17 protein-coding genes are annotated in these 17,826 nt (G+C 71.2%); 10 read left to right on the top strand and 7 right to left on the bottom strand.

From position 1 onward, the window contains the following. Nucleotides 1-72 precede the first annotated feature (72 nt). Together KJS59_RS19295 and KJS59_RS19290 are read right to left on the bottom strand one after the other, a co-directional pair. Entirely contained in the window at nt 73-912 is an 840-nt protein-coding gene (locus tag KJS59_RS19295) for an ABC transporter permease (RefSeq protein ID WP_213454335.1), read from the bottom strand. Continuing rightward, nucleotides 909-1,793: an ABC transporter ATP-binding protein gene (locus KJS59_RS19290; protein ID WP_213454334.1), complete on the bottom strand. Its 885-nt coding sequence runs from the start codon at nt 1,791-1,793 to the stop codon at nt 909-911. Before KJS59_RS19290 ends, KJS59_RS19295 begins: the two co-directional genes overlap by 4 nt. A 705-nt stretch (nt 1,794-2,498) precedes the next feature. Here KJS59_RS19290 and KJS59_RS19285 point away from each other — a divergent pair. The 7 genes from KJS59_RS19285 (at nt 2,499) to KJS59_RS31830 (ending at nt 7,409) form a co-directional block, all read left to right on the top strand. Next, complete coding sequence (locus KJS59_RS19285; protein ID WP_249714440.1) at nt 2,499-3,083, top strand: nucleotidyltransferase family protein; 585 nt, start codon at nt 2,499-2,501, stop codon at nt 3,081-3,083. Nucleotides 3,084-3,108: 25 nt separating this feature from the next. Further along, entirely contained in the window at nt 3,109-4,221 is a 1,113-nt protein-coding gene (locus KJS59_RS19280) for an XdhC family protein (RefSeq protein WP_213454333.1), read from the top strand. 353 nt (nt 4,222-4,574) lie between these two features. Next, on the top strand, nt 4,575-4,805 hold the full coding sequence (locus KJS59_RS19275) for a hypothetical protein (protein ID WP_213454332.1): 231 nt from the start codon (nt 4,575-4,577) through the stop codon (nt 4,803-4,805). Nucleotides 4,806-4,825: 20 nt separating this feature from the next. Continuing rightward, a complete protein-coding gene (locus tag KJS59_RS19270; RefSeq protein WP_213454331.1) occupies nt 4,826-5,932 on the top strand; it encodes a DUF6301 family protein in 1,107 nt (368 codons plus the stop codon). Continuing rightward, the gene (locus tag KJS59_RS19265; protein WP_213454330.1) at nt 5,929-6,408 is read left to right on the top strand and encodes a DUF6301 family protein; all 480 of its coding nucleotides are present in this window, start codon (nt 5,929-5,931) and stop codon (nt 6,406-6,408) included. The genes KJS59_RS19270 and KJS59_RS19265 overlap by 4 nt, the downstream gene beginning before the upstream one ends. A gap of 17 nt (nt 6,409-6,425) precedes the next feature. Beyond that, nucleotides 6,426-6,815, top strand: coding sequence for a TY-Chap domain-containing protein (locus tag KJS59_RS19260; RefSeq protein ID WP_213454329.1), 390 nt, complete (start codon nt 6,426-6,428; stop codon nt 6,813-6,815). 261 nt (nt 6,816-7,076) lie between these two features. Next, on the top strand, nt 7,077-7,409 hold the full coding sequence (locus tag KJS59_RS31830) for a LysR family transcriptional regulator (protein WP_213454328.1): 333 nt from the start codon (nt 7,077-7,079) through the stop codon (nt 7,407-7,409). Nucleotides 7,410-7,460: 51 nt separating this feature from the next. Here KJS59_RS31830 and KJS59_RS19250 read toward each other — a convergent pair whose 3' ends face one another. From KJS59_RS19250 to KJS59_RS19240, 3 genes are all read right to left on the bottom strand, one after another. Next, nucleotides 7,461-7,754 carry a helix-turn-helix domain-containing protein gene (locus tag KJS59_RS19250; RefSeq protein ID WP_213454327.1) on the bottom strand — a complete coding sequence of 98 codons (294 nt, stop codon included), beginning with the start codon at nt 7,752-7,754 and terminating at the stop codon, nt 7,461-7,463. 364 nt (nt 7,755-8,118) lie between these two features. Beyond that, nucleotides 8,119-8,397, bottom strand: a complete 279-nt coding sequence (locus KJS59_RS19245) for a hypothetical protein (protein ID WP_213454326.1) — start codon at nt 8,395-8,397, stop codon at nt 8,119-8,121. A gap of 317 nt (nt 8,398-8,714) precedes the next feature. After that, complete coding sequence (locus KJS59_RS19240) at nt 8,715-9,971, bottom strand: helix-turn-helix domain-containing protein (RefSeq protein ID WP_213454325.1); 1,257 nt, start codon at nt 9,969-9,971, stop codon at nt 8,715-8,717. Nucleotides 9,972-10,249: 278 nt separating this feature from the next. Here KJS59_RS19240 and KJS59_RS19235 point away from each other — a divergent pair, with 278 nt between their 5' ends. From KJS59_RS19235 to KJS59_RS19225, 3 genes are all read left to right on the top strand, one after another. After that, nucleotides 10,250-10,441 (top strand): hypothetical protein, encoded by a 192-nt coding sequence (locus KJS59_RS19235; RefSeq protein ID WP_213454324.1) that lies wholly within the window; start codon nt 10,250-10,252, stop codon nt 10,439-10,441. A 127-nt stretch (nt 10,442-10,568) separates the two neighbouring features. Next, complete coding sequence (gene lanM / locus KJS59_RS19230) at nt 10,569-13,595, top strand: type 2 lanthipeptide synthetase LanM (protein ID WP_213454323.1); 3,027 nt, start codon at nt 10,569-10,571, stop codon at nt 13,593-13,595. Then, nucleotides 13,592-15,802 carry a peptidase domain-containing ABC transporter gene (locus tag KJS59_RS19225; protein WP_213454322.1) on the top strand — a complete coding sequence of 737 codons (2,211 nt, stop codon included), beginning with the start codon at nt 13,592-13,594 and terminating at the stop codon, nt 15,800-15,802. The genes lanM and KJS59_RS19225 overlap by 4 nt, the downstream gene beginning before the upstream one ends. A 189-nt stretch (nt 15,803-15,991) precedes the next feature. On the opposite strand, the gene KJS59_RS19220 is transcribed toward KJS59_RS19225, so the two are convergent. Next, nucleotides 15,992-16,825 carry a methyltransferase domain-containing protein gene (locus tag KJS59_RS19220; protein WP_249714438.1) on the bottom strand — a complete coding sequence of 278 codons (834 nt, stop codon included), beginning with the start codon at nt 16,823-16,825 and terminating at the stop codon, nt 15,992-15,994. Between the two features lie 46 nt (nt 16,826-16,871). Next, a complete protein-coding gene (locus KJS59_RS19215; RefSeq protein WP_213454321.1) occupies nt 16,872-17,315 on the bottom strand; it encodes a hypothetical protein in 444 nt (147 codons plus the stop codon). Nucleotides 17,316-17,826 lie beyond the last annotated feature (511 nt).

Raw genomic sequence — 17,826 nt, 5'->3', positions numbered from 1 at the left:
GAGATCGATCGAGCCGGAACCGGTACCCGGGGCCGGCGGACGCGCCGCCGGCCGGAGCGGCAGGGACGACCGTCAGCCGACGCTGGCCGACCAGAAGGTGAGCCGGTTCTCCAACCAAGCCACGCCGCGCGTGAGCACCACCGCGATCACCGCGATCACCGCGATCGCCGCCATGGAGTGGTCCAGCTGGAAGTTCGCCGTCTCGGTCTGGACGACGTAGCCGAGCCCGCTGGTACCCATGAAGAGCTCCGCGACGATGGCGCCGACCAGCGCCCGGCCGACGGCCTGGCGCAGGCCCGCCAGGATGTACGGCATGGTGCCCGGCAACGCCACCGACCACAGCGTGCGCAGCGGGCCGGCGCAGAAGACGCGCGAGACCTGTAGGTAGTTGCCGTCAAGGTTGCGAGCGCCGGAGATGACGTTGATGAGTAGCGGGAACAGCGCGCTCCAGACCACGATCACGAGCCGTGCGGTGCCGTCGATGCCGAACCAGAAGATGATGATCGGCAAAAAGACCACGAACGGCACGGAGTACATGATCCCGATGAGCGGTTCGAGGAGACCGTGCAGGACGACGCTGCGCCCGATCACCAGGCCGAGCGGGATGCCGATCGCCATCGAGATGAGCATGCCGAGCCCCACCGACTGGAGGGTGTCCAGCGTCGGCTGCCACAGCAGGCCCGAGTCGTTGAGGTACTTCAAGCCCTCGACCGCGCCGAACGGCGAGCTGCTGAACTTGGGGTCGACCAGTTCCGCCCACACCGACAGCTGCCAGGCCAGCAGGACCACGAAGGCGCCGAGCAGCCCCAGCAGGACGGTGCGGTTGCGGGCGACGAAGCTCGGCCGGCGGTCGAGCGCGGTGGCCGGCAGAACCGCCTCGCCGGTCTCTGGTCGCGTCTGCGTCTGGGTCATCGCGCACCACCCCTGCTGATCGCCGCCTGCTGCATCACCAGGCCGAGCACATGGTCGTTGAGTTCCGCGAATTCCTTGGACCGCTTCACACCGGGGTCGCGCGGCCGCGGCAGGTCGATGTCGACCGATTCGACCAGCCGACCGGGGCTCGCGGAGAAGACAAGGACGCGGTCGGCCAGGTAGACCGCCTCCGGGACGTCGTGGGTGATGAAGAGGGCGGTTTTGCCGCCGCTGGCGCTGTCGGCCTGCCAGACGCGGGTCAGCTCCTCCTGCATCACCTCGCGGGTCTGGGCGTCGAGCGCGGCGAACGGCTCGTCGAGGAGCAGCAGGTCCGGGTCGGTGGCGAGCGCGCGGGCGAGGTTCACCCGCTGGCTCATGCCACCGGACAGCTCGCGAGGGTACTTGCCCTCCTTGCCGTTCAGGCCCACCAGCTCGATCAGGTCGGACACCCGGCGCCGGCCGTGCTCGTCCAGCCGGCCCTGCGCCTCAAGGCCAAACCCGACGTTCGCGGTGACCGTGCGCCACGGGAACAGCGAGTGCTGTTGGAAGACCAGCGACCGGTCGGGGCCGGGGCCCTGGATCGCGTGGCCGTTGAGCTCCAGCGAGCCGGAGGCGATCTCGATCAGCCCGGCGACCGCCGAGAGGAACGTCGTCTTGCCGCAGCCACTCGGGCCGACGATCGCGATGAACTCGTTGTCCTTGATCTCGAACGAGAGGTTCTGGACGGCGGCGAAGAACCGCCCGTTACGGCGCTCCCGGTAACCGATACGCACGTCCCGGACCGCGAGTTTCACCGCCCGGTCCCTGCCACCGGACCCGGCCACCGCCGATCCTCCGGCCCTCGACCGCTCCAGGCCCTCGACCTGTGCTCTGGAGTCCACCACCACGGCACCATCCCCTGACTCTCTGGGCAGTCGACGATCTGAACTTGGGAGACCTGTCGACACTTCGAGCAGTAAAGCAGGGACATGTGACCTCCGTCTAGTCCCCTCACGTTCTGTTGATCGTCACCCGAAGGCAACGGACGCGACGGCACCTCACAAGGGATTCAGCTGCACAACTGGGAGAACGGCCACGCCGCGCCGGACGGACGTCCAGGACCGGGCCGCGACTCCAAGGGGCTATCCGCCGTCCGGCCCGATGCACAAACTGTCGGCACTAGTCCGACGGTCGTCCTTTGAGATCTTTCTGCTCCGGTTCGCTACCCCACCCCTGATCCCAGATTTTGGCCAAAGCGGGTCGAATCTACCTGAACCACCGCCTGACGTACGATTGCGGTTCTGCGATGATCGGCTTATCTTTTGGCCAGCTCACACCTGGCTGACGCCAGGGTCATCAGGCCCTCGTGGCCCGGTTCGCCGCCTGGCTGCTGGCGAGTCCGGGCTCGCCATGGAGCCATCTTCGCCGGCGGTCAACGCCATCGCCGACAAAGGGAGCATTGATCGAATGTCACCTCGTCCATCTCCCGTGCCGGGGGCGGTCAGCAGCCGCGACCGCACCCGCCGACGTACCGCCCCTCGGCGGAGCCGGAACGGCGTCGGCTCCGCAAGGTCCGGCAGGGGTGCCCGCTGAGTACCGTCGCCGGATTGGTTCTCGCCGCCGGCGGCGGCCGACGGTACGGGCAGCCCAAAGCTCTGGTCCGCCACGACGACGGCCAACTGCTGGTGGAGCGCGCGGCGGCGACGCTGCGCGCGGGGGGCTGCGCGCCGATCGTCGTGGTCCTCGGTGCCGAGGCCGACCGGGTGCGCAGGCGGGCGTGGCTGGTCGACGCGACGCCGGTCGACAACCCCGACTGGATGAGCGGAATGGGCTCGTCGCTGCGGGTCGGACTGTCCGCGCTGGCCGAGACCGACGCCGATGCGGTGGCAGTGCTGCTCGTCGACACGCCCGGCATCGGCCCCGGCGCGGTGCGCCGCCTGGCCGGAGCGGTCGACGGCCGTGGTGCGCTGATCACGGCCACGTACGGCGGCAGACGCGGACACCCTGTGCTCCTCGGACGCGACCACTGGGCCGGGGTGGCACAGCTCGCGACCGCCGACGTCGGTGCGCGCGCCTACCTGGCGATGCACACGGCCGAGGTGCGCGGCGTGCCGTGCGAGGACATCGCCGACGACACCGACCTCGATGTGCCGCCGGACCGGACCGGTGCGGAACCGGGGGCGGATTCATGAAGGCAACCACGAACATGGGGGTGCCATGCGTGACGTACTGAACGACCTGGTCGCCTGGTGGCGGGCCGGCCAGAAGGTCGGCCTGGCCACGGTCGTACGGACCTGGCAAAGCGCACCCCGGCCGGCCGGCGCGACGATGGCGGTAGGGCCCGACGGCACGGTCGTGGGCAGCGTGTCGGGCGGCTGCGTGGAGGGCGCCGTCTATGACCTGTGCGGGGAGGTCATCGAAACCGGTCGACCTCGCGTGCACCGGTACGGGATCGGCGACGACGACGCGTTCGCGGTCGGGCTCACCTGCGGCGGCACCATCGACATCCTGGTCGAGCGGATCGATCGGCAGACGTTCCCCCAGCTGGACGAGGTCGCGTGGTCGATCGAGGCGAACGAGCCGGTGGCGGTGGTCACCTGCGTGGAAGGGCCCGATGACCGGCTCGGTGGTCGCCTGCTGGTCTGGGACGACCGGCACACCGACTCGCTGGGATCGACACGGCTGGATACTGCCGCCGCCGACGACGCCCGGGGGCTGCTCGCCACCGGCCGCACGGGCACGCTTCACTACGGCCCGGACGGCGAACGGCGGGGTGAAGGGTTGACGTTGTTCGTCGCGTCGTACGCGCCGCCGGCCCGGATGATCGTCTTCGGGGCGATCGACTTCGCCGCGTCCGTGGCCCGGATCGGCAAGTTCCTCGGGTATGACGTGACGGTGTGCGACGCTCGACCCGTATTCGCGACACCGAAGCGGTTTCCCGGCGCCGACCGGGTGGTCGTCGACTGGCCGCACCGGTACCTGCGCACCGAGGTCGACGCCGGCCACATCGACGGCCGCACCGTGGTGTGCGTGCTCACCCACGACCCCAAGTTCGACGTGCCGGTGCTGGAGGTGGCGCTGCGGGAGGACCTGGCGTACGTCGGGGCGATGGGCTCCCGGCGCACCCACGACGACCGGCTCGCCCGGCTGCGCGCGGCCGGCCTCACCGACAAGGAACTGGAGCGGCTCTCCTCCCCGATCGGGCTCGATCTCGGCGCCCGCACCCCGGAAGAAACCGCCGTGAGCATTGCCGGTGAAATCGTCGCAGCCCGCTGGGGCGGCACCGGGGCCAGACTCACGTCGATGGCCGGCCGTATCCACCACGACTGATTCGCCTATCGCGGATCGGCTGACCTCCGGATCAGATCGTGTGAGCGGCCCGTGCGGTTACCCCCGCCGGGCCGACAAGATCTCCGCAGGGCCCCACACCACGTCCGCTTTCGTCGGGTCGACCGGTGGCGACAAGCCCCCACCGCCTGCACGTCCGGCCAGGGGGACGCGGCGATCGGCGGACGGTTAGCGAGGGACGAGATGAACCGGTTGGTTGGTCGCTAAGGGCACGGTTCTGCGTCCTCACTCCACCCCGCCTTGACCTGATCCGGTGCCGATGTGAAGGTAACGCTGTCGCGGGACCGAGGCGGCTGCCGTTGAGCGTGGTGTATGGCCAACATGGAGGATCACGAATGGCGATGTTGGTGGACTTCATCAAGGTCTGGGAAGACCCCGGCCGGGTGGAGTACGCCTTCGGTCTGAGTTCCCGGATGGACCGCCGCCTGGTGATCGACAAGTCGACGAGACGGGCAACGCCCATGGACGGGGAGATCAACGACCCCTTTCGGATGGCGTACTACGTGATCCTCAATCGGCAGGAAGTCGGCGGATACTGGCCGACGGAGGGGGCGGCGGCGTCATGACGGAGGGTAGGGAAGACGACGTGCCGCGCTGGCGCGCCAGCGACCTGGCCGCGCCCGATGTCCAGGCGCACACCTGGGACGTGCTGTATCTCGGTTCCGACGGGAACCAGCACTTCGTCGGCGACCGCATCGGTACATGGCGCGACAGGTTGAGCTGCTATCTCCACAACGCCAACGGGTATACCGCGGAGGACAACAGGCCGCTGCCGTTTTATGTGCAGGCACCGGCCGTCCCCTTGGCACGGGTGTCGTTCGGCTACAACACCACAGGCGCCGCCTTAGCTCGGAGACTGGTGCTCGACGAGTACGGCGCCGCCGAAACCAAGGAGGTGATCTGGCGGCATCGGGTCGATCCCATCGCGGGGGCGTTGCGCCGCGCGGGGCTGACGGTCGATCGCACGACGTTCGGCGGCGGAGCGGTGACGAAGGCCCTCGCCGGGGCCAGGGAAGCGCTCACCCCGGCCGAACGGCTACAGGCGCGCAGAGCCGCGGCCGACTATGCGCGGGCCGGTGACCTGAGTGGACGGATCAGCTGCTTCGTCGGCTACACAACCCATACAGCCGCCGAGCCGGCCGTGGAATTGATCGAGTACCGGCTCGACTACGCCCGTCCCCGTCCGGTCCACAGATTTGACGGGCGCCGGCTGGATGTCGGCGGGACGCTGCGGACGATCGGTGCTGCTCAGGCCAGGCGCCTGTTGATCGCCCTCTTGGACCGCAGCTTCGGCTGGACCCTCGCGGAGGTCCCGCGGCTGATGCGTCACCTCGCCTGGGCCCTCACGGAGGTGATCCCCGAGGCCGGCGTGGCCGTCCAGATGGACGCGGACCGCGCCGATGCTCCGCTTCAGGAGGGCAGCGTGCAGTCCATAACGATCTGTGCGACCAACCGAGCCGCCGGCGGGCTCGCCGACCGGTTCGCGGTCCTGGACGTCTTCGAATCGCTCTACGCTGGCGCCACCGGCATGCTCGGGCCGGCGACCACCGTCATTCCCGGCGACGTGCCGTGTGCGCAATGGCGCGGCGCGGTCGCCACCGTCACCATCGACAACGCCCGCGTCGGCGTCTTCATCGACTGGTGCCGCAACGAGTACCTGGAGTCGTCGGACGCCGATCGGAGCCGGACGTGACGCTGCGGGCGATCAGCATTGACCAGGCCGCCCGGCTGTTCACCATCGTCCGGGACAGTTTCTTCGCCTGGACCGTGCCGGAGGTCCCGTTCCTGCTGGATTCCCTCGGCTGGACGCTCACCCTGGAGATTCCGCGGACGGGTGCGATCGCGGATACCGGCTGGGGCGTACCCGGTGCCGAGGCTGAGCTGCTTTACCGGGACCGTACCGTGGAATCCGCAATGATCTACGCGACCAGCCGGGCCAGTGACGAGCCGGCCGACCGGTTCGCGGTCCTGGACGTCTTCGAGTCGCTCTGCGCGGTCGCCGCCCGCGTGCTCGGGCCGATGAGCGCCGTCATTCCCGGCGACGTGCCACGTGTTCAATGGCGCGGCAGGCTCGCCACCGCCACCATCAAGAACGTCGGCATCGGCGTCCTCATCGACTGGTGCCGCAACGAGCATCAGGACTTCAACGACTCGATCGGGCGGTACTGATGGTCAGTTATGACGAGTTGGTCGAACCGCTGGCCCTGGATCTCGCGTACCTGAGGCTGTCGGACTTCGTCACCCTTTACGCCAACGGCGCCTACGTGCAGGTCATCCAGAACCCGCTCAGCCTGCGGGCAGAACTGAAGACCCGGGGGCCGATCACCGAGGATCAGGGCCGGGCGCTGGTCCATGCCGGGTGGCGAGAACCACAGCGCGGGGAGCCGGTGTGGGTCCGCGACGCGAACTGGCCGCTGAGAGCGGACGCGGCCCGCCAACTCGCGCACCGCATCATCGACGCCGCACGGGCCTTCGTCGCACCCGACATCGCGCAGGTCAAGTACAACGCGCGCAACTACGACACGTGGGAGCCGATCGAGCCAGTGTCGCTGGCCGCGCTGAGAAGGTCTCAGTGAGACAGCCCGGCTGATCTGGTCCGCACGGCGGTCACCACTGCGGCTGGGCCCGTTCGGGGCCGGCCTGGGCCGCGCCGGGCATTGAGGTTAGTGGATCATTCTGGATCCAGTGTTGTCGGCGGTCCGATCGGGCCGGTACCGTGTGGCCGCATAGCCGGCGGGTCGGGGTGGATACCGGCATTCGCACGGTGAGCACCCTGGGTCGCCGCCGCGCGCTCATAACGAGCGTCAGACACGCGGTGCAAGCGTTCGGGGGAGCAGATGCACGAGCGGGAACTGCGCGCCTTCGTCTCGATAGCCGACGTAGGCCGGATGGACTTGGTGGCGAAGGCCCTGGGCTATTCCCAGCCGGCGATCAGTTACCAGATCAAGTGCTTGGAGCAAACCCTCGGCGTCCGGCTGTTCCTGCGTGAGCCGGATGGGCTGCGGCTCACCACGGAGGGGTCGATGATCCTGCCCTCGGCGCGGGCGGTGCTCGCGATCCTGGACGAGATGAGGCGGCTGCCGCGGGACCCGCGGCGAGAGGCCGAGCTGGAGAACCTCGACTGGGCGGCGGAGCAGCTCCGTGGCCGGCTGGCCGCGCCGGATCCGTGACGGTTTCGGCGCCCGGCCGGGCGGGCGCTCCGCGGGGCGTTCGCCGGGCCGCTACCGGGCGAGGCCCAGACCCGGTTCCGTCTCGCCGAGGCGCTGCGGCACGGTGTCCTTGATGCCGTCGATCAGCAGGAGCGCGGCGCGCACGGAGGGCAGGATCATCCAGCCCTCGCGGGTGAGCCGCGCGCCGGTCGCGTCGCGGGTGAACAGTTTGAAGCCGAGCGTCTGCTCAAGGCGCTTGATCTGGTAGCTGATCGCCGGCTGGGAGTAGCCCAGGGCCTTCGCCGCCAGGTCCATCCGGCCGACCGTCGCGATCGATAAGAAGGCGCGGAGTTCCCGCTCGTCCATGCGCCACTCCCCACGCCAGCGACCGACGAGAAACCATTCACCACCGCGGCGGGTGGGGCACTGTGCCGGGAAATCCGCATTCCAAGGTGGAAACGGCAGGACCGCGCAAAGCCGACACTATGTTGCTAGGCCAATTGAGCGAAACGCTTTGCCAGACGCCCGTTTCCGCGCCCTCCACATCGACCCACTGGCGGCCGAGCGGACATGAACCGTGTGTTGCTGCTCACTCTTGTCAGCGTGACATTACTCTGGGTCCGATCACTGGTCAACAGTGGACTGATCCACAGCAATCAATGGATAGTCGCGTCGGGCCGGCGTGACGGACGCCGGCCCGGGCGCGAGCGCGACCGGGCCGCTGCCCGCATCACCTCGGATGAGGCCCCCACGGCCAGTCGCCCCGGGACCACTCATGGCCGGTGGGCGTCCGGTCCCACGGCCGGTCGCCGCTGCTCGGCGCCGGCATCTCGAAGACCGGGTCGGACAGCGACTCCGCGACCGCGGGCCGGCCCGGATCGCCGCCCCGGGTACCGGACGCGGCTTCGCCGAGGACGGACGCGAGCGCGACGGCGGCGGCTGCGGCCGCGGCCGCCCGCCATAACCAGGCCGGGCGCGCCGATTCGGCGGCTTTCTTTACGCCAGTCATGCGGCCATGTTGACCGTCCATCGACTCCCCTCGCAACCTCGCCCCCTCCGCCCCGATACGGAAATTTGATCCACCGGCTACCACCCCGCCGCCACGGGGCCGCGGACGGATCCGAACGGATCCGGGACGTTGCAGGTGGCGGCGCCGTGGGGCAGGTCGGCCCGGGGGTGGTGCGGACATTTTCAGCCGGTGCGCAGCGGCCGGTTCGAGTTTTTCGATCGGCCGGGCGGGACCCGCGATGCCCCTGAGGTCCGGGCGCGGTGACCGGCCCCGTCGGCCGGCGGGCACCGGCCGGGGACGGCGGCCCGGACCCGGGGTCAACCCGTGCGCACCTGGTCGATCTCGCGCCACACGCGCGCCGCCAACTGGTACGCGGCCAGCTCGTCGCAGAGTCGCGCGGCCCGGCGCAACTGTTCGACCGCGTCGTCGGGGCGGTCCGTCCGGTGCAGCGCACGCCCTTTCGTCACCAGCAGACGCACCAACTCGAAGCCACTCAGTGCGCCCTCGTCCACCCGTTCGACGAGTTCCAGCGCCGCCTCCGCCCGCCCGGCCGCCAGCGCGTACCGGGCCTCGAGGCTCGCCAGCAGCGGCACCTCGCCGGGCAGATCGGCCGCCGGGATGGCGGCGCGCGCCCCCTTCAGGAACGGCTCGGTCTCTGCCAGGTCCACCTCCGCGTCGAGCAGCGCGGAAGCGGCGGAGCGGGTGAACCGCGCCCAGTCCCGCAGCGGGGTGCTCGGGCTGGTGAGCATCTGGCTTGCCCGGCGGATGTGCGCCACGGCCCGCCGCTCGTCGCCGATCCGGGCGTACGCGACGCTCGCGGTCCAGTGCGCGCGACCGGACAGCGGCGGGCTGTCGATCTGGTCGGCGACCTCGAGCATCTCCTCGATCAGCCGCGGCACGTCGGCGGAGCCCCCGGTTTCGCAGAGCACCGACACGGTGACCGACAACAGTCGCACATGCTGTGCACTGTGGAAGAACTGGGTGCCCTCGATCGCGCCCAGGGCCCGGCACGCGCACTCCAGCGCCTCGGCGAGCCGGCCGGTGTCGCGCGCCGCGCTGGCCCGCTCGGTGTCCACTTTGATCATCAGCTCGGGGGCACCGATCGCCGTGGCCAGGCCGGCCAGCTCCACGCCGAGCCGGTAACGCCTCTCGTAGTCGGCCTTCAGGGTGAAGATCTCGTCCAGGGCCAGGCCGTACTGGAGCGCGGCGAGGACCATGCCCGCGTCCCGGGCCTCCCGGTACGCGTGGTCGAAGCGGTCCGCCGCGGCAGCGAGGTCGCCGTGGTCCGCCGCGCTGCGCGCCAGCAGTTCACGGACCAGCCGGTCGGCGCTGGCGCGCGAGGGCTCACCGGCCGCGACGTCGGCCTGCTCCACGAGGTTGGTGAGCGGCACGCCGAGTGCCCGGGCGATCTGGAGCGCGACCTCGAGCGTAGGAACCCGGGCACCGGACTCCAGCAGCGAGACGTAGCTGGGGCTGACCACGCCGGCGGCCAGGTCGCGTTGGGACAGCCCGCGGGCGACCCGAAGCCCGCGCAGCCGGCGCCCGAATTCCGGCTGCGAAACAGCATTCGCCATCAGCGTGCCCTTCGGCTGCCGAAGATAGGAGGAAACCCGACTAATCCACAAGAGTAAGCGCCGGTTGACTGGAGATGTCAACTCACCCTCATCGGCGCCGGCGACCCACGACGCCAGTCATGACACGCACGTGTTCGCCCCGCGCTGCCGATTCCGGTACCGACCCCACCTCGGCTCCGGCGCTACCCTCAAAAACTTCGATGTGTGATTCCCTGCGAGCGCCGCCCGCCCATACCGTGTGGCCCTGTACCCGTCCATCGTCCGGGAAGGAGCGCACCATGTTCGACAACGGCGTGTTCGACGCCGCAGGCAGCGTCGTCGAGGAGCTGTCCGCACAGGAGATCGACACCACCGCCGCACAGGCCGCTGGCGGCCTGTGGACGGTCCCGACCACCAGCACCATCGGCTGGATCTGCACCCTCTCGTGGGAGTGCAGCTTCCCGCGGCGGCGCTGCGACGGCGGCGACTAACCGGCGCGGCACCACACCAGTCGGGACCCGGGCCGCCCGTGCCCGGGTCCCGACGCGCCGGGGGCCGGCACCGCCCGGCCGCCGCGGACCGACCCGACCGGAGCGACCGACTGGAGTGAGCGGCCACATGCGACCGAGCGAGATCCGCGACCTGTTCCCCGAGCTCTCCTCCGAGGCCGACGTGCGCCGACTGGTCACCAGCGTCTCCGGCGACCTGCTCGCGCGGGCGCGGGCGCCGATCGACCGTACCGGCCGGCTGCGGTCGCTCGGCGCGCTCTGCGCCGACGTGGTTCCCGACGGGCCGGCCGCGTTCGACGCCTTCGCGCGGGGCTTCTGCGAGCGGTTCCGGCCGGCCGGCCGGGCGGCGTTCGAGGGCTCGCCGCTGACCCGGGACCGGGCCGCGGCGCTGACCGGGGACCTGCTCGACTGGTTGACCGAGCGGGCGCAGCAGGTGGCGCTGCGCACCCTGGTGGTGATCCTGCACCAGCTGCGGGACGCCGGCGCGCTGCGCGGTGGGAGCCCGGAGGAGCGGTTCTGGTACTTCTGCCGGATCAGTGCCGAGCCGCGGTTCCGCCGCACCGTGCTCGAGGTCTTCCCCGAACTGAACCGCCAGCTCACCGCGCTCGCTGGCAACGGGGTCGACCACGTCCGCGCGATGCTCGATGCCACCACGCGAGCCATCGCCTCGGGTGCGGTGCCGGGGCCGGGGCCGGCGGACCCGGTGCCCCCGCGCCTGACGCGGGTGGACTACGGCCTTGGCGACACCCACGCCCGGGGCCAGTCGGTCTGCCGGCTGACGTTCGACGGCGACCACACCCTCGTCTACAAGCCCCGGCCGATGGCGATCGAGCGGGCGTTCGGCCACTTCGTCACGCGGATCAACGCCGCCGCCGGCACCCGGCTACCGGTCCTGCGGGTGTGGTGCGGCGCGGACCGCGGCTGGCAGGAGTACGCCGACCGGGCCGACCCCGAGCCGGGCGACGCGTACTTCCGGGCCTGCGGCCACCTGCTCGCCGTGCTCCACCTGCTCCGCGCCTCCGACATGCACTACGAGAACGTGCTGAACCACCGCGGCCTGCCGGTGGTGGTCGACGCGGAGTCGCTGTTCAGCGTCAACCGGCGGGCGGGCACGGCCGCGTCGTCCTCGGCCGAGATGGAGGCGCTGGCGCAGACGGTGTTCTCGGTCGGACTGCTCCCCTCGCGGCTGGCCGACCCGGCGCGGCAGGAGCGCTCCGTCGACATCGGATTCCTCGGCTACACGCCAGGACAGGAGGCGGTCACGACCAGCCCCATCCTGGCCGACTTCGGCACCGACCAGGCCCGGGTCACCTTCGCCAGCGGTTCGCTGGACGCGCCGTCGGTGCGCCCCGACTCGCTCCCGCGCGCCACCGAACTGGACCTGCTGTGTCGCGGCTTTACCGAGGTGTACGACTGGGCCACTGCGCATCGGACCATGGTCGAGGGGTGGATCCGCGAGCTGTTCGGCGCGGTGCCGATCCGCTCCGTGCTGGACGCGACCAGCAAGTACTACAAGCTCCTGCAGACCGGCAGCCACCCGGTGTTCCAGCAGTCCACCGCGCTGAAGAAGCTGCTGTACCACCGGACCGGCATCGGCCGACTGGAGCACGTCACCCCGCCCGTGATCCGGGCCGAGATCAGCGACCTGCTCCAGGGCGACGTGCCGTACTTCACCCTGCGTACGGACGCCACGGAGGTGTTCCACTGGGACGGCGCACCGGTCGCCGACGTCCTCGACGCCCCACCGATGGCGAACGTCGTCGCGGGCGTTCAGGAGCTGTCGCCGCACGCCCGGGACCGCAACCTGCGGATCATCCGCGCCAGCTACGTGGACAAGACCGGGCCGGAGTGCGACGCCCCCGACTACCGGCCGGGCCCGTCGGCGCGGCGCCCCGACGTCGACGCAGCGACCCGCCAGATCGTCGCCGCGATCGCCGCCGAACTGCACGACGACGCCGTGATCGCCCGCGACGGCCGGGTGGCCTGGATCGGCGCGACGATCAGCAACACCGCCCGGGAGTTTCCGTGGCGGGTGGACGGCCTCGGCGACGACCTGTACGCCGGCGTGCCCGGCCTGGCGCTGTTCCTGGCCGCGGCCGGGGTGCTGCTGGACGAGACGCGTCACCGGGACCTCGCCGAGCAGGCCCTGCGGCCCCGGGCGGAGGCGCTGCTACGGGACCCGGCCAGTCGCCGCGAACGGATCACCGGTGGCCTGGCGGGCGGCTACCCGGGGTTGGCGTTCGCGCTCGTCGAGGCGGGCCGGCTGGGCGGCTCATCCGAGCTGGTCCGGCTCGGCGGGCGGCTGTGGGGCCACGTCGCCGAGGATCTCGCCGGGCTCACCGACACCGACTTCCTGATGGGCTCGACCGGGCTGCTCGCCGGGTCGCTGCACGTCGCGGCCGCGCTCGCCGAGTGGGGCCTGCCGGCCGGGCCGGCCCGCGCCGCGGCCGACGCGGCGTTCGCCCACCTGGTGGCCGGGGTGGACCTGCGCCCGCCCGGCCCCGGGCAGCTGGTCTACACCGGTTTCTCGCACGGCACCAGCGGCGCCCTGGCGGCCCTGGCCCGATACGCCTCGGTGACCTCGCGGGGCGCCGGGCCGCTCGCGGAGCTGACCGCCGTGCACGAGGGCCTGCACACCGACCCCGGCCGCGGGTGGCCGATCAGCAGCCTGACCGACGAGACGGCCCGGGGCTGGTGCCATGGCTCCCCCGGCGTGCTGCTCGGAGTCTGCGAGCGGCTGGACGCGGGGGCCGGACCCGTCGCGCACCCGCCGTCCCGGCCGGAGCACCTTGCCCGGGTGGTCATGCGGACCGGATTCGGCCTCAACCTGTCGCTGTGCCACGGCGACATCGGCAACCTGACGATCCTGGACCGGGCGGCGCGGTTCGACGGCAGCGGCGCCGTGGCCGATTTCGTGGCCGCCCGCCGGGCCGACCTGTGCCTGCGGATCGTGCCGGACATGCTGGCCGCCCGGGTCGGCAAGTCGGTGGTCAACGATTCGCTCTACGTCGGGCTGGCCGGCATCGGGTACGGCCTGATCGCTCTGTCCGGCCTGCTGCCCGTGGCGTCGCCGCTGGCGCTCGGCGCCGCCGCCGGGTCACCCGCCGCCCCGGCGGCGCCGGCGGTCGGCCGATGATCCGCCCGCGGCTCGGCGTGGCCAGCCGGCCCGGGTGGCGCCGCCGGCTGGTCGAGCAGCTCAACCAGACCGAGTGCGGCCTGTGCTGCTGCGCCATGCTGCTCGACCTGGCCGGGCACGGCGGGTCGATGCCCGAGCTGCGCCAGCGCTACCACGTCGGCCGGGACGGGCTCACCGTGGCGAACCTGGTCACCGTGCTGGCCGAGCAGGGCGCCACGCCGCACGTCTACCGGACCGGCGCGGCCGGCGTCGCCACGCTCGGCGGGCCGGCCATCTGCCACTGGCAACGCTCGCACTTCGTGGTGGTGGTCGGGTTCGACGCCCGCGGGGTGACCCTGCTCGACCCGGGCGCGGGGCGGCGCCGAGTCACCCCGGCGGAGTTCGTCGAGGGCTTCTCCGGCCTGGCGGTGACCGTCGACCCGCCGGCCCGCCGCCGCCGGGCGGCCCGGCCGCCCGCCGCCGCCCTGCTCGCCCGGTTCGCGCGGGAACGCGTGGCGCTGCTCGCGCTGGTGCTGGCCCTGTCCCTGGGGGCGGCGCTGGTGCCGATGGCCATCCCGAAGCTGCTCGCCCGGCTGTTCGACGGCGCCGGGGGGTCGTTCTCGGCCGGCCTGCCGCTGCTGGGCATCGGCCTGGCGTTCGCGCTGGTGCTGTTCCTGCGCACGGTGGTCGGGGTGATCGCGTCGGTCGCCGTCGGCCGGTCGATGTCCCGCGCGGTCTTCGACCGGCTGCTGCGGCTGCCCTACGCCTTCCACGAGAACCGCGGCCCCGGCGAACTGATCTTCACCCTGGACTCGGTGCAGCAGTTACGCGCGCTCATCTGCACCGACCTCATCCAGGTGGCCGTCGGCGGGGTGCTGTCGCTGGTGCTGCTCGGCTGGCTGGGCCTGGTCTCGGTCGCGGCGATGCTGCTGACCGTCGCGCTCGTCGCCGCGCTGGTCGGCTGCGCCGTGCTCGCCGGCGGGGCGGTGCGCCGGTTCGCCTTCGAGGAGACCCGGGCCCGGGCCGACCTCCAGTCCACCCAGATCTCGGCGGTCTCCGGACTGGAGACGATCAAGACGAACGGCATGGAGGCCGACTACGTCGAGATGTGGCAGCGGCGCAACGACGCGGTGCAGCGGCGGTTCGCCTCGCTCCAGATGATCCAGGGCGGCTTCAGCTCGCTGACCGCCGGCATCATGTTCGTCGGCCCGATCGTCATTCTCGCCCAGGCCGCCCGCACCGCCGGGGCCACCGTGGCGACCCTGGTCGCCGTGCAGGCGCTGACCGGCGTGCTGCTCGCCCAGGTGAACACGGTGGTCGGCTCGTTCACCCGGGTGGCGCAGGCCGGGGCGCTACTGGTCCGCATCGCGGACGTGCTGCTGAGGCCGGCCGACGACACGTTCCGCAGCGAGGTGGCCGTCCGCCCGGAGGGCGCCATCGAGGTCGACCGGGCGTGGTTCGGGTACGCCACCTTCTCCCGGCCGGTGGTCAGGGGCGCCAGCCTGAGCATCCCGGCCGGGGCCAAGGTGGCGATCGTCGGGGCTTCCGGGTGCGGCAAGAGCACCCTCGCCCGGCTGCTCGTCGGGCTGCACCGGCCCACGTCGGGCCGGATCACCATCGGCGGCGTCGACCTCGGCGCGTACGACCGGGAGCGGTTCTACGACGCGGTGGCGTACGTGCCGCAGAACGTGGTACTCGGCCACGGCACGGTACGGGACAACATCGCCTGGGGGCGGGGGGCGGTGGACGACGACGCGGTGCGGGAGGCGGCACGGCGGGTCGGGCTGGACGAGCAGATCAGCGCCCTACCGCTCGGCTACGACACCCCGGTCGCAACGCTCGGACAGAACTTCTCCGGCGGGCAGCGGCAGCGGATCGCCCTGGCCCGGGCCGCCTTCAAGCGGGCCACCATCGTCGTGCTGGACGAGGCGACGAGTTCGCTGGACAACCTGTCCGAGGCCGTGGTGACCGCCTACTTCGACAGCCTGCCGGCCACCCGGGTGATCATCGCGCACCGGCTGACGTCGGTCGTCGACGCGGACCTGATCGTGGTCATGCGGGACGGCACGGTGGCGGAGACTGGCACGCACGCGGAGCTCTGCGCCCGAGGCGGCCTGTACCGGGCGCTCTATGCCCGGGACCGGAGCCGGGCGGGAGCCCCGGACGGGGCCGACCCGGGGCCGGACGACACCACCGCTGGGCTCGTCGCGCCGGCGGTGGGATCCTGATGGCCCCCCGGTCGTAGGGGCGGGTCCATCGAGCCGCGCAGCACCGTGGCCTCATCTCCTGCACAGCACCGCATCAAATGAGATCCCCTACATCGACCTCACTCTCCGCGCTCGTGGCGCACTTAACGCCAAGCGAGGCCGCATCGACATGGCGGTTCGCGGGCTGCGGTCGAAGCCGCTGGGCTCTCGTCAGCGAACGGATGCCGCCGCGAGTAGGGCTGCGGTGGGGAGTCCGAGTTGTCCGTCGGCGTCTCGATAGGTTGCGGTGTGCTGGTCGTAGTGGTGCTTGATCCGAGCGATCGTGGCGGGGTTCTGGCGTCGTAGCAGCGTGCCGGGAGTGCCGAGCCCGCTGGCGGGACCAGCCCACCAAGTGTCCGGGTGCGTGCGATGGGTCCAGGTGAGCAGTTCGCAACGGACGTCGATGAGGCCCGCTTGGTCGAGCAGCCCGGTGAGGCCGTCGCGGTTGCGGGGAAAGTCCTTGTCGGGCGCCACTTTTGGCAGGTCGGTGGGGCGCTGAACGCCGGCCGCGTCGAAAATCGTGTTCCAGAGTTGTTGGGCGGGCGGGGACGGGTAGGGCCAGATCGTCACGGCGAGACGTCCGCCGGGACGCACTACCCGTCGCATCTCACGGACGGCCGCGCCGGGGTCGCCGACGTGGTTGATGACGAAGTTCGCCACGACAGCGTCGAAGCAGCCATCGGGGAACGGGAGCCGCGGCAGGACCGCCTGGCGCGTCTCAGCGTCCGAGGCCCGGCGGCGTGCGATCTCGAGCATGCTCGGTTCGGCATCCACAGCGGTGACCTTGGCAGCCCGCGCGCAGGCCAGAGCCGCGACGGTACCCGTGCCGGTGCCCACGTCCAGAACCCGGACACCCTCGCCGACTGCGGCAGCATCCAGTAGCGGGCCGGCCGGATGAGCGCAGAGGGAAGCGAAACTGTCCCGGTAGGCCGCCGCCTTCCCGACCCACAGCACCCGCTCGTGATCGTCGAAGGTTGTGGTAGTCACGGTTTCCCGGTCCTCCATTCGAGATGTTGATCGGCAGGCATCCAGCGCCGCCGAGACCGAGCCGTCACGCCGGCCGACCCGACGGGAAGTCGAGGGTGTTGGTGAGCCGGAGCGTGGGCCATTCTGGGTCCGGGCGGAAGTCAGTGTGGGTGCCGTCGAAGGGGAACTCCCCAGCTTCGATGAGCTTGATAAGCCGGTGGCCCTCCGACCGGATCGTCTCGGCCGTGGCGCTGTCGAAGTAGAGGGGGTCGCCGGTGCGCATGAGGACCAGGATGTCGTAGTCCGTCCAGCTTTGTAGGGTCACCTTCGGGTCACGCATCCGATCGACGGCGAGGTCGTACGGGATGTTGCCGTCGGCGTCGACAAGCCGGGCGATATCGCTGCCGACCGAGTGCCAGAGCAGCAGGCCGGTCCCGTCGTCGCTGATCACGCGCATCGGTTGGGCCCAGATGACCCACGGGCCGCGCAGATAGCGGCGAGTGACCACTTGTCCGGGCTCAAACGACATCGCGGCAGCCTAGCCAATCTTGGTGGTCTTGGCTGGCCGTCCTGTGCGCTGGGCGGTGGCCGCCTGACGCCCGGCGTGGTAAAGGTCGGTGGAACTGTGCGGCGCCCGACGTCGCCATCGTCACGGTTCGCCACGATGCTGTTGTCGCATCTGGCCGTGGAAGGCTTCGAAGGCCAGCGCGGGCGTCATCGAACGGGAGGATGCGTGGCTGGTCGACGGGTTCCGTGGTTTGTGATCGGTTGGCCGATCCTGTTGGTCATCTCCACGTGGTTGGCGTTCGCGTCCCGGTGGGCGCCGGGCGGCGCCTGGTGGCCACCGGTGACGTTCGGCGTCTGCGCCGTGGGGTGCGCGGGCAACCTCTTCTGGGCGGTGAAGTACCGGCGCAGGCCAGGCAGCCAATGATTGATCGAGCCCGAGCCGTCGCCGAGGAACGGTGGGCGACAAGGTTCACCTGGCCCCCGGTCGGCTTCAGGTGAGCCTGGCTGGCGGTGCCGTCGAGGTAGTCGGAGCC

Origin of the sequence: Rhizomonospora bruguierae (assembly GCF_018397995.1) — a bacterium.
Taxonomy (GTDB): domain Bacteria; phylum Actinomycetota; class Actinomycetes; order Mycobacteriales; family Micromonosporaceae; genus Rhizomonospora; species Rhizomonospora bruguierae.
This window is presented reverse-complemented; position numbering and strand designations above follow the sequence as displayed.

What these genes read in the sequence shown, in the direction of transcription:
- KJS59_RS19295 (WP_213454335.1), bottom strand. Translation starts at nt 912, where the DNA reads ATGACCCAGACGCAGACGCGACCAGAGACCGGCGAGGCGGTTCTGCCG.
- KJS59_RS19280 (WP_213454333.1), top strand. Translation starts at nt 3,109, where the DNA reads ATGCGTGACGTACTGAACGACCTGGTCGCCTGGTGGCGGGCCGGCCAG.
- KJS59_RS19275 (WP_213454332.1), top strand. Translation starts at nt 4,575, where the DNA reads ATGGCGATGTTGGTGGACTTCATCAAGGTCTGGGAAGACCCCGGCCGG.
- KJS59_RS31830 (WP_213454328.1), top strand. Translation starts at nt 7,077, where the DNA reads ATGCACGAGCGGGAACTGCGCGCCTTCGTCTCGATAGCCGACGTAGGC.
- KJS59_RS19250 (WP_213454327.1), bottom strand. Translation starts at nt 7,754, where the DNA reads ATGGACGAGCGGGAACTCCGCGCCTTCTTATCGATCGCGACGGTCGGC.
- KJS59_RS19245 (WP_213454326.1), bottom strand. Translation starts at nt 8,397, where the DNA reads ATGACTGGCGTAAAGAAAGCCGCCGAATCGGCGCGCCCGGCCTGGTTA.
- KJS59_RS19240 (WP_213454325.1), bottom strand. Translation starts at nt 9,971, where the DNA reads ATGGCGAATGCTGTTTCGCAGCCGGAATTCGGGCGCCGGCTGCGCGGG.
- KJS59_RS19235 (WP_213454324.1), top strand. Translation starts at nt 10,250, where the DNA reads ATGTTCGACAACGGCGTGTTCGACGCCGCAGGCAGCGTCGTCGAGGAG.
- lanM (WP_213454323.1), top strand. Translation starts at nt 10,569, where the DNA reads ATGCGACCGAGCGAGATCCGCGACCTGTTCCCCGAGCTCTCCTCCGAG.
- KJS59_RS19225 (WP_213454322.1), top strand. Translation starts at nt 13,592, where the DNA reads ATGATCCGCCCGCGGCTCGGCGTGGCCAGCCGGCCCGGGTGGCGCCGC.
- KJS59_RS19220 (WP_249714438.1), bottom strand. Translation starts at nt 16,825, where the DNA reads ATGGAGGACCGGGAAACCGTGACTACCACAACCTTCGACGATCACGAG.
- KJS59_RS19215 (WP_213454321.1), bottom strand. Translation starts at nt 17,315, where the DNA reads ATGTCGTTTGAGCCCGGACAAGTGGTCACTCGCCGCTATCTGCGCGGC.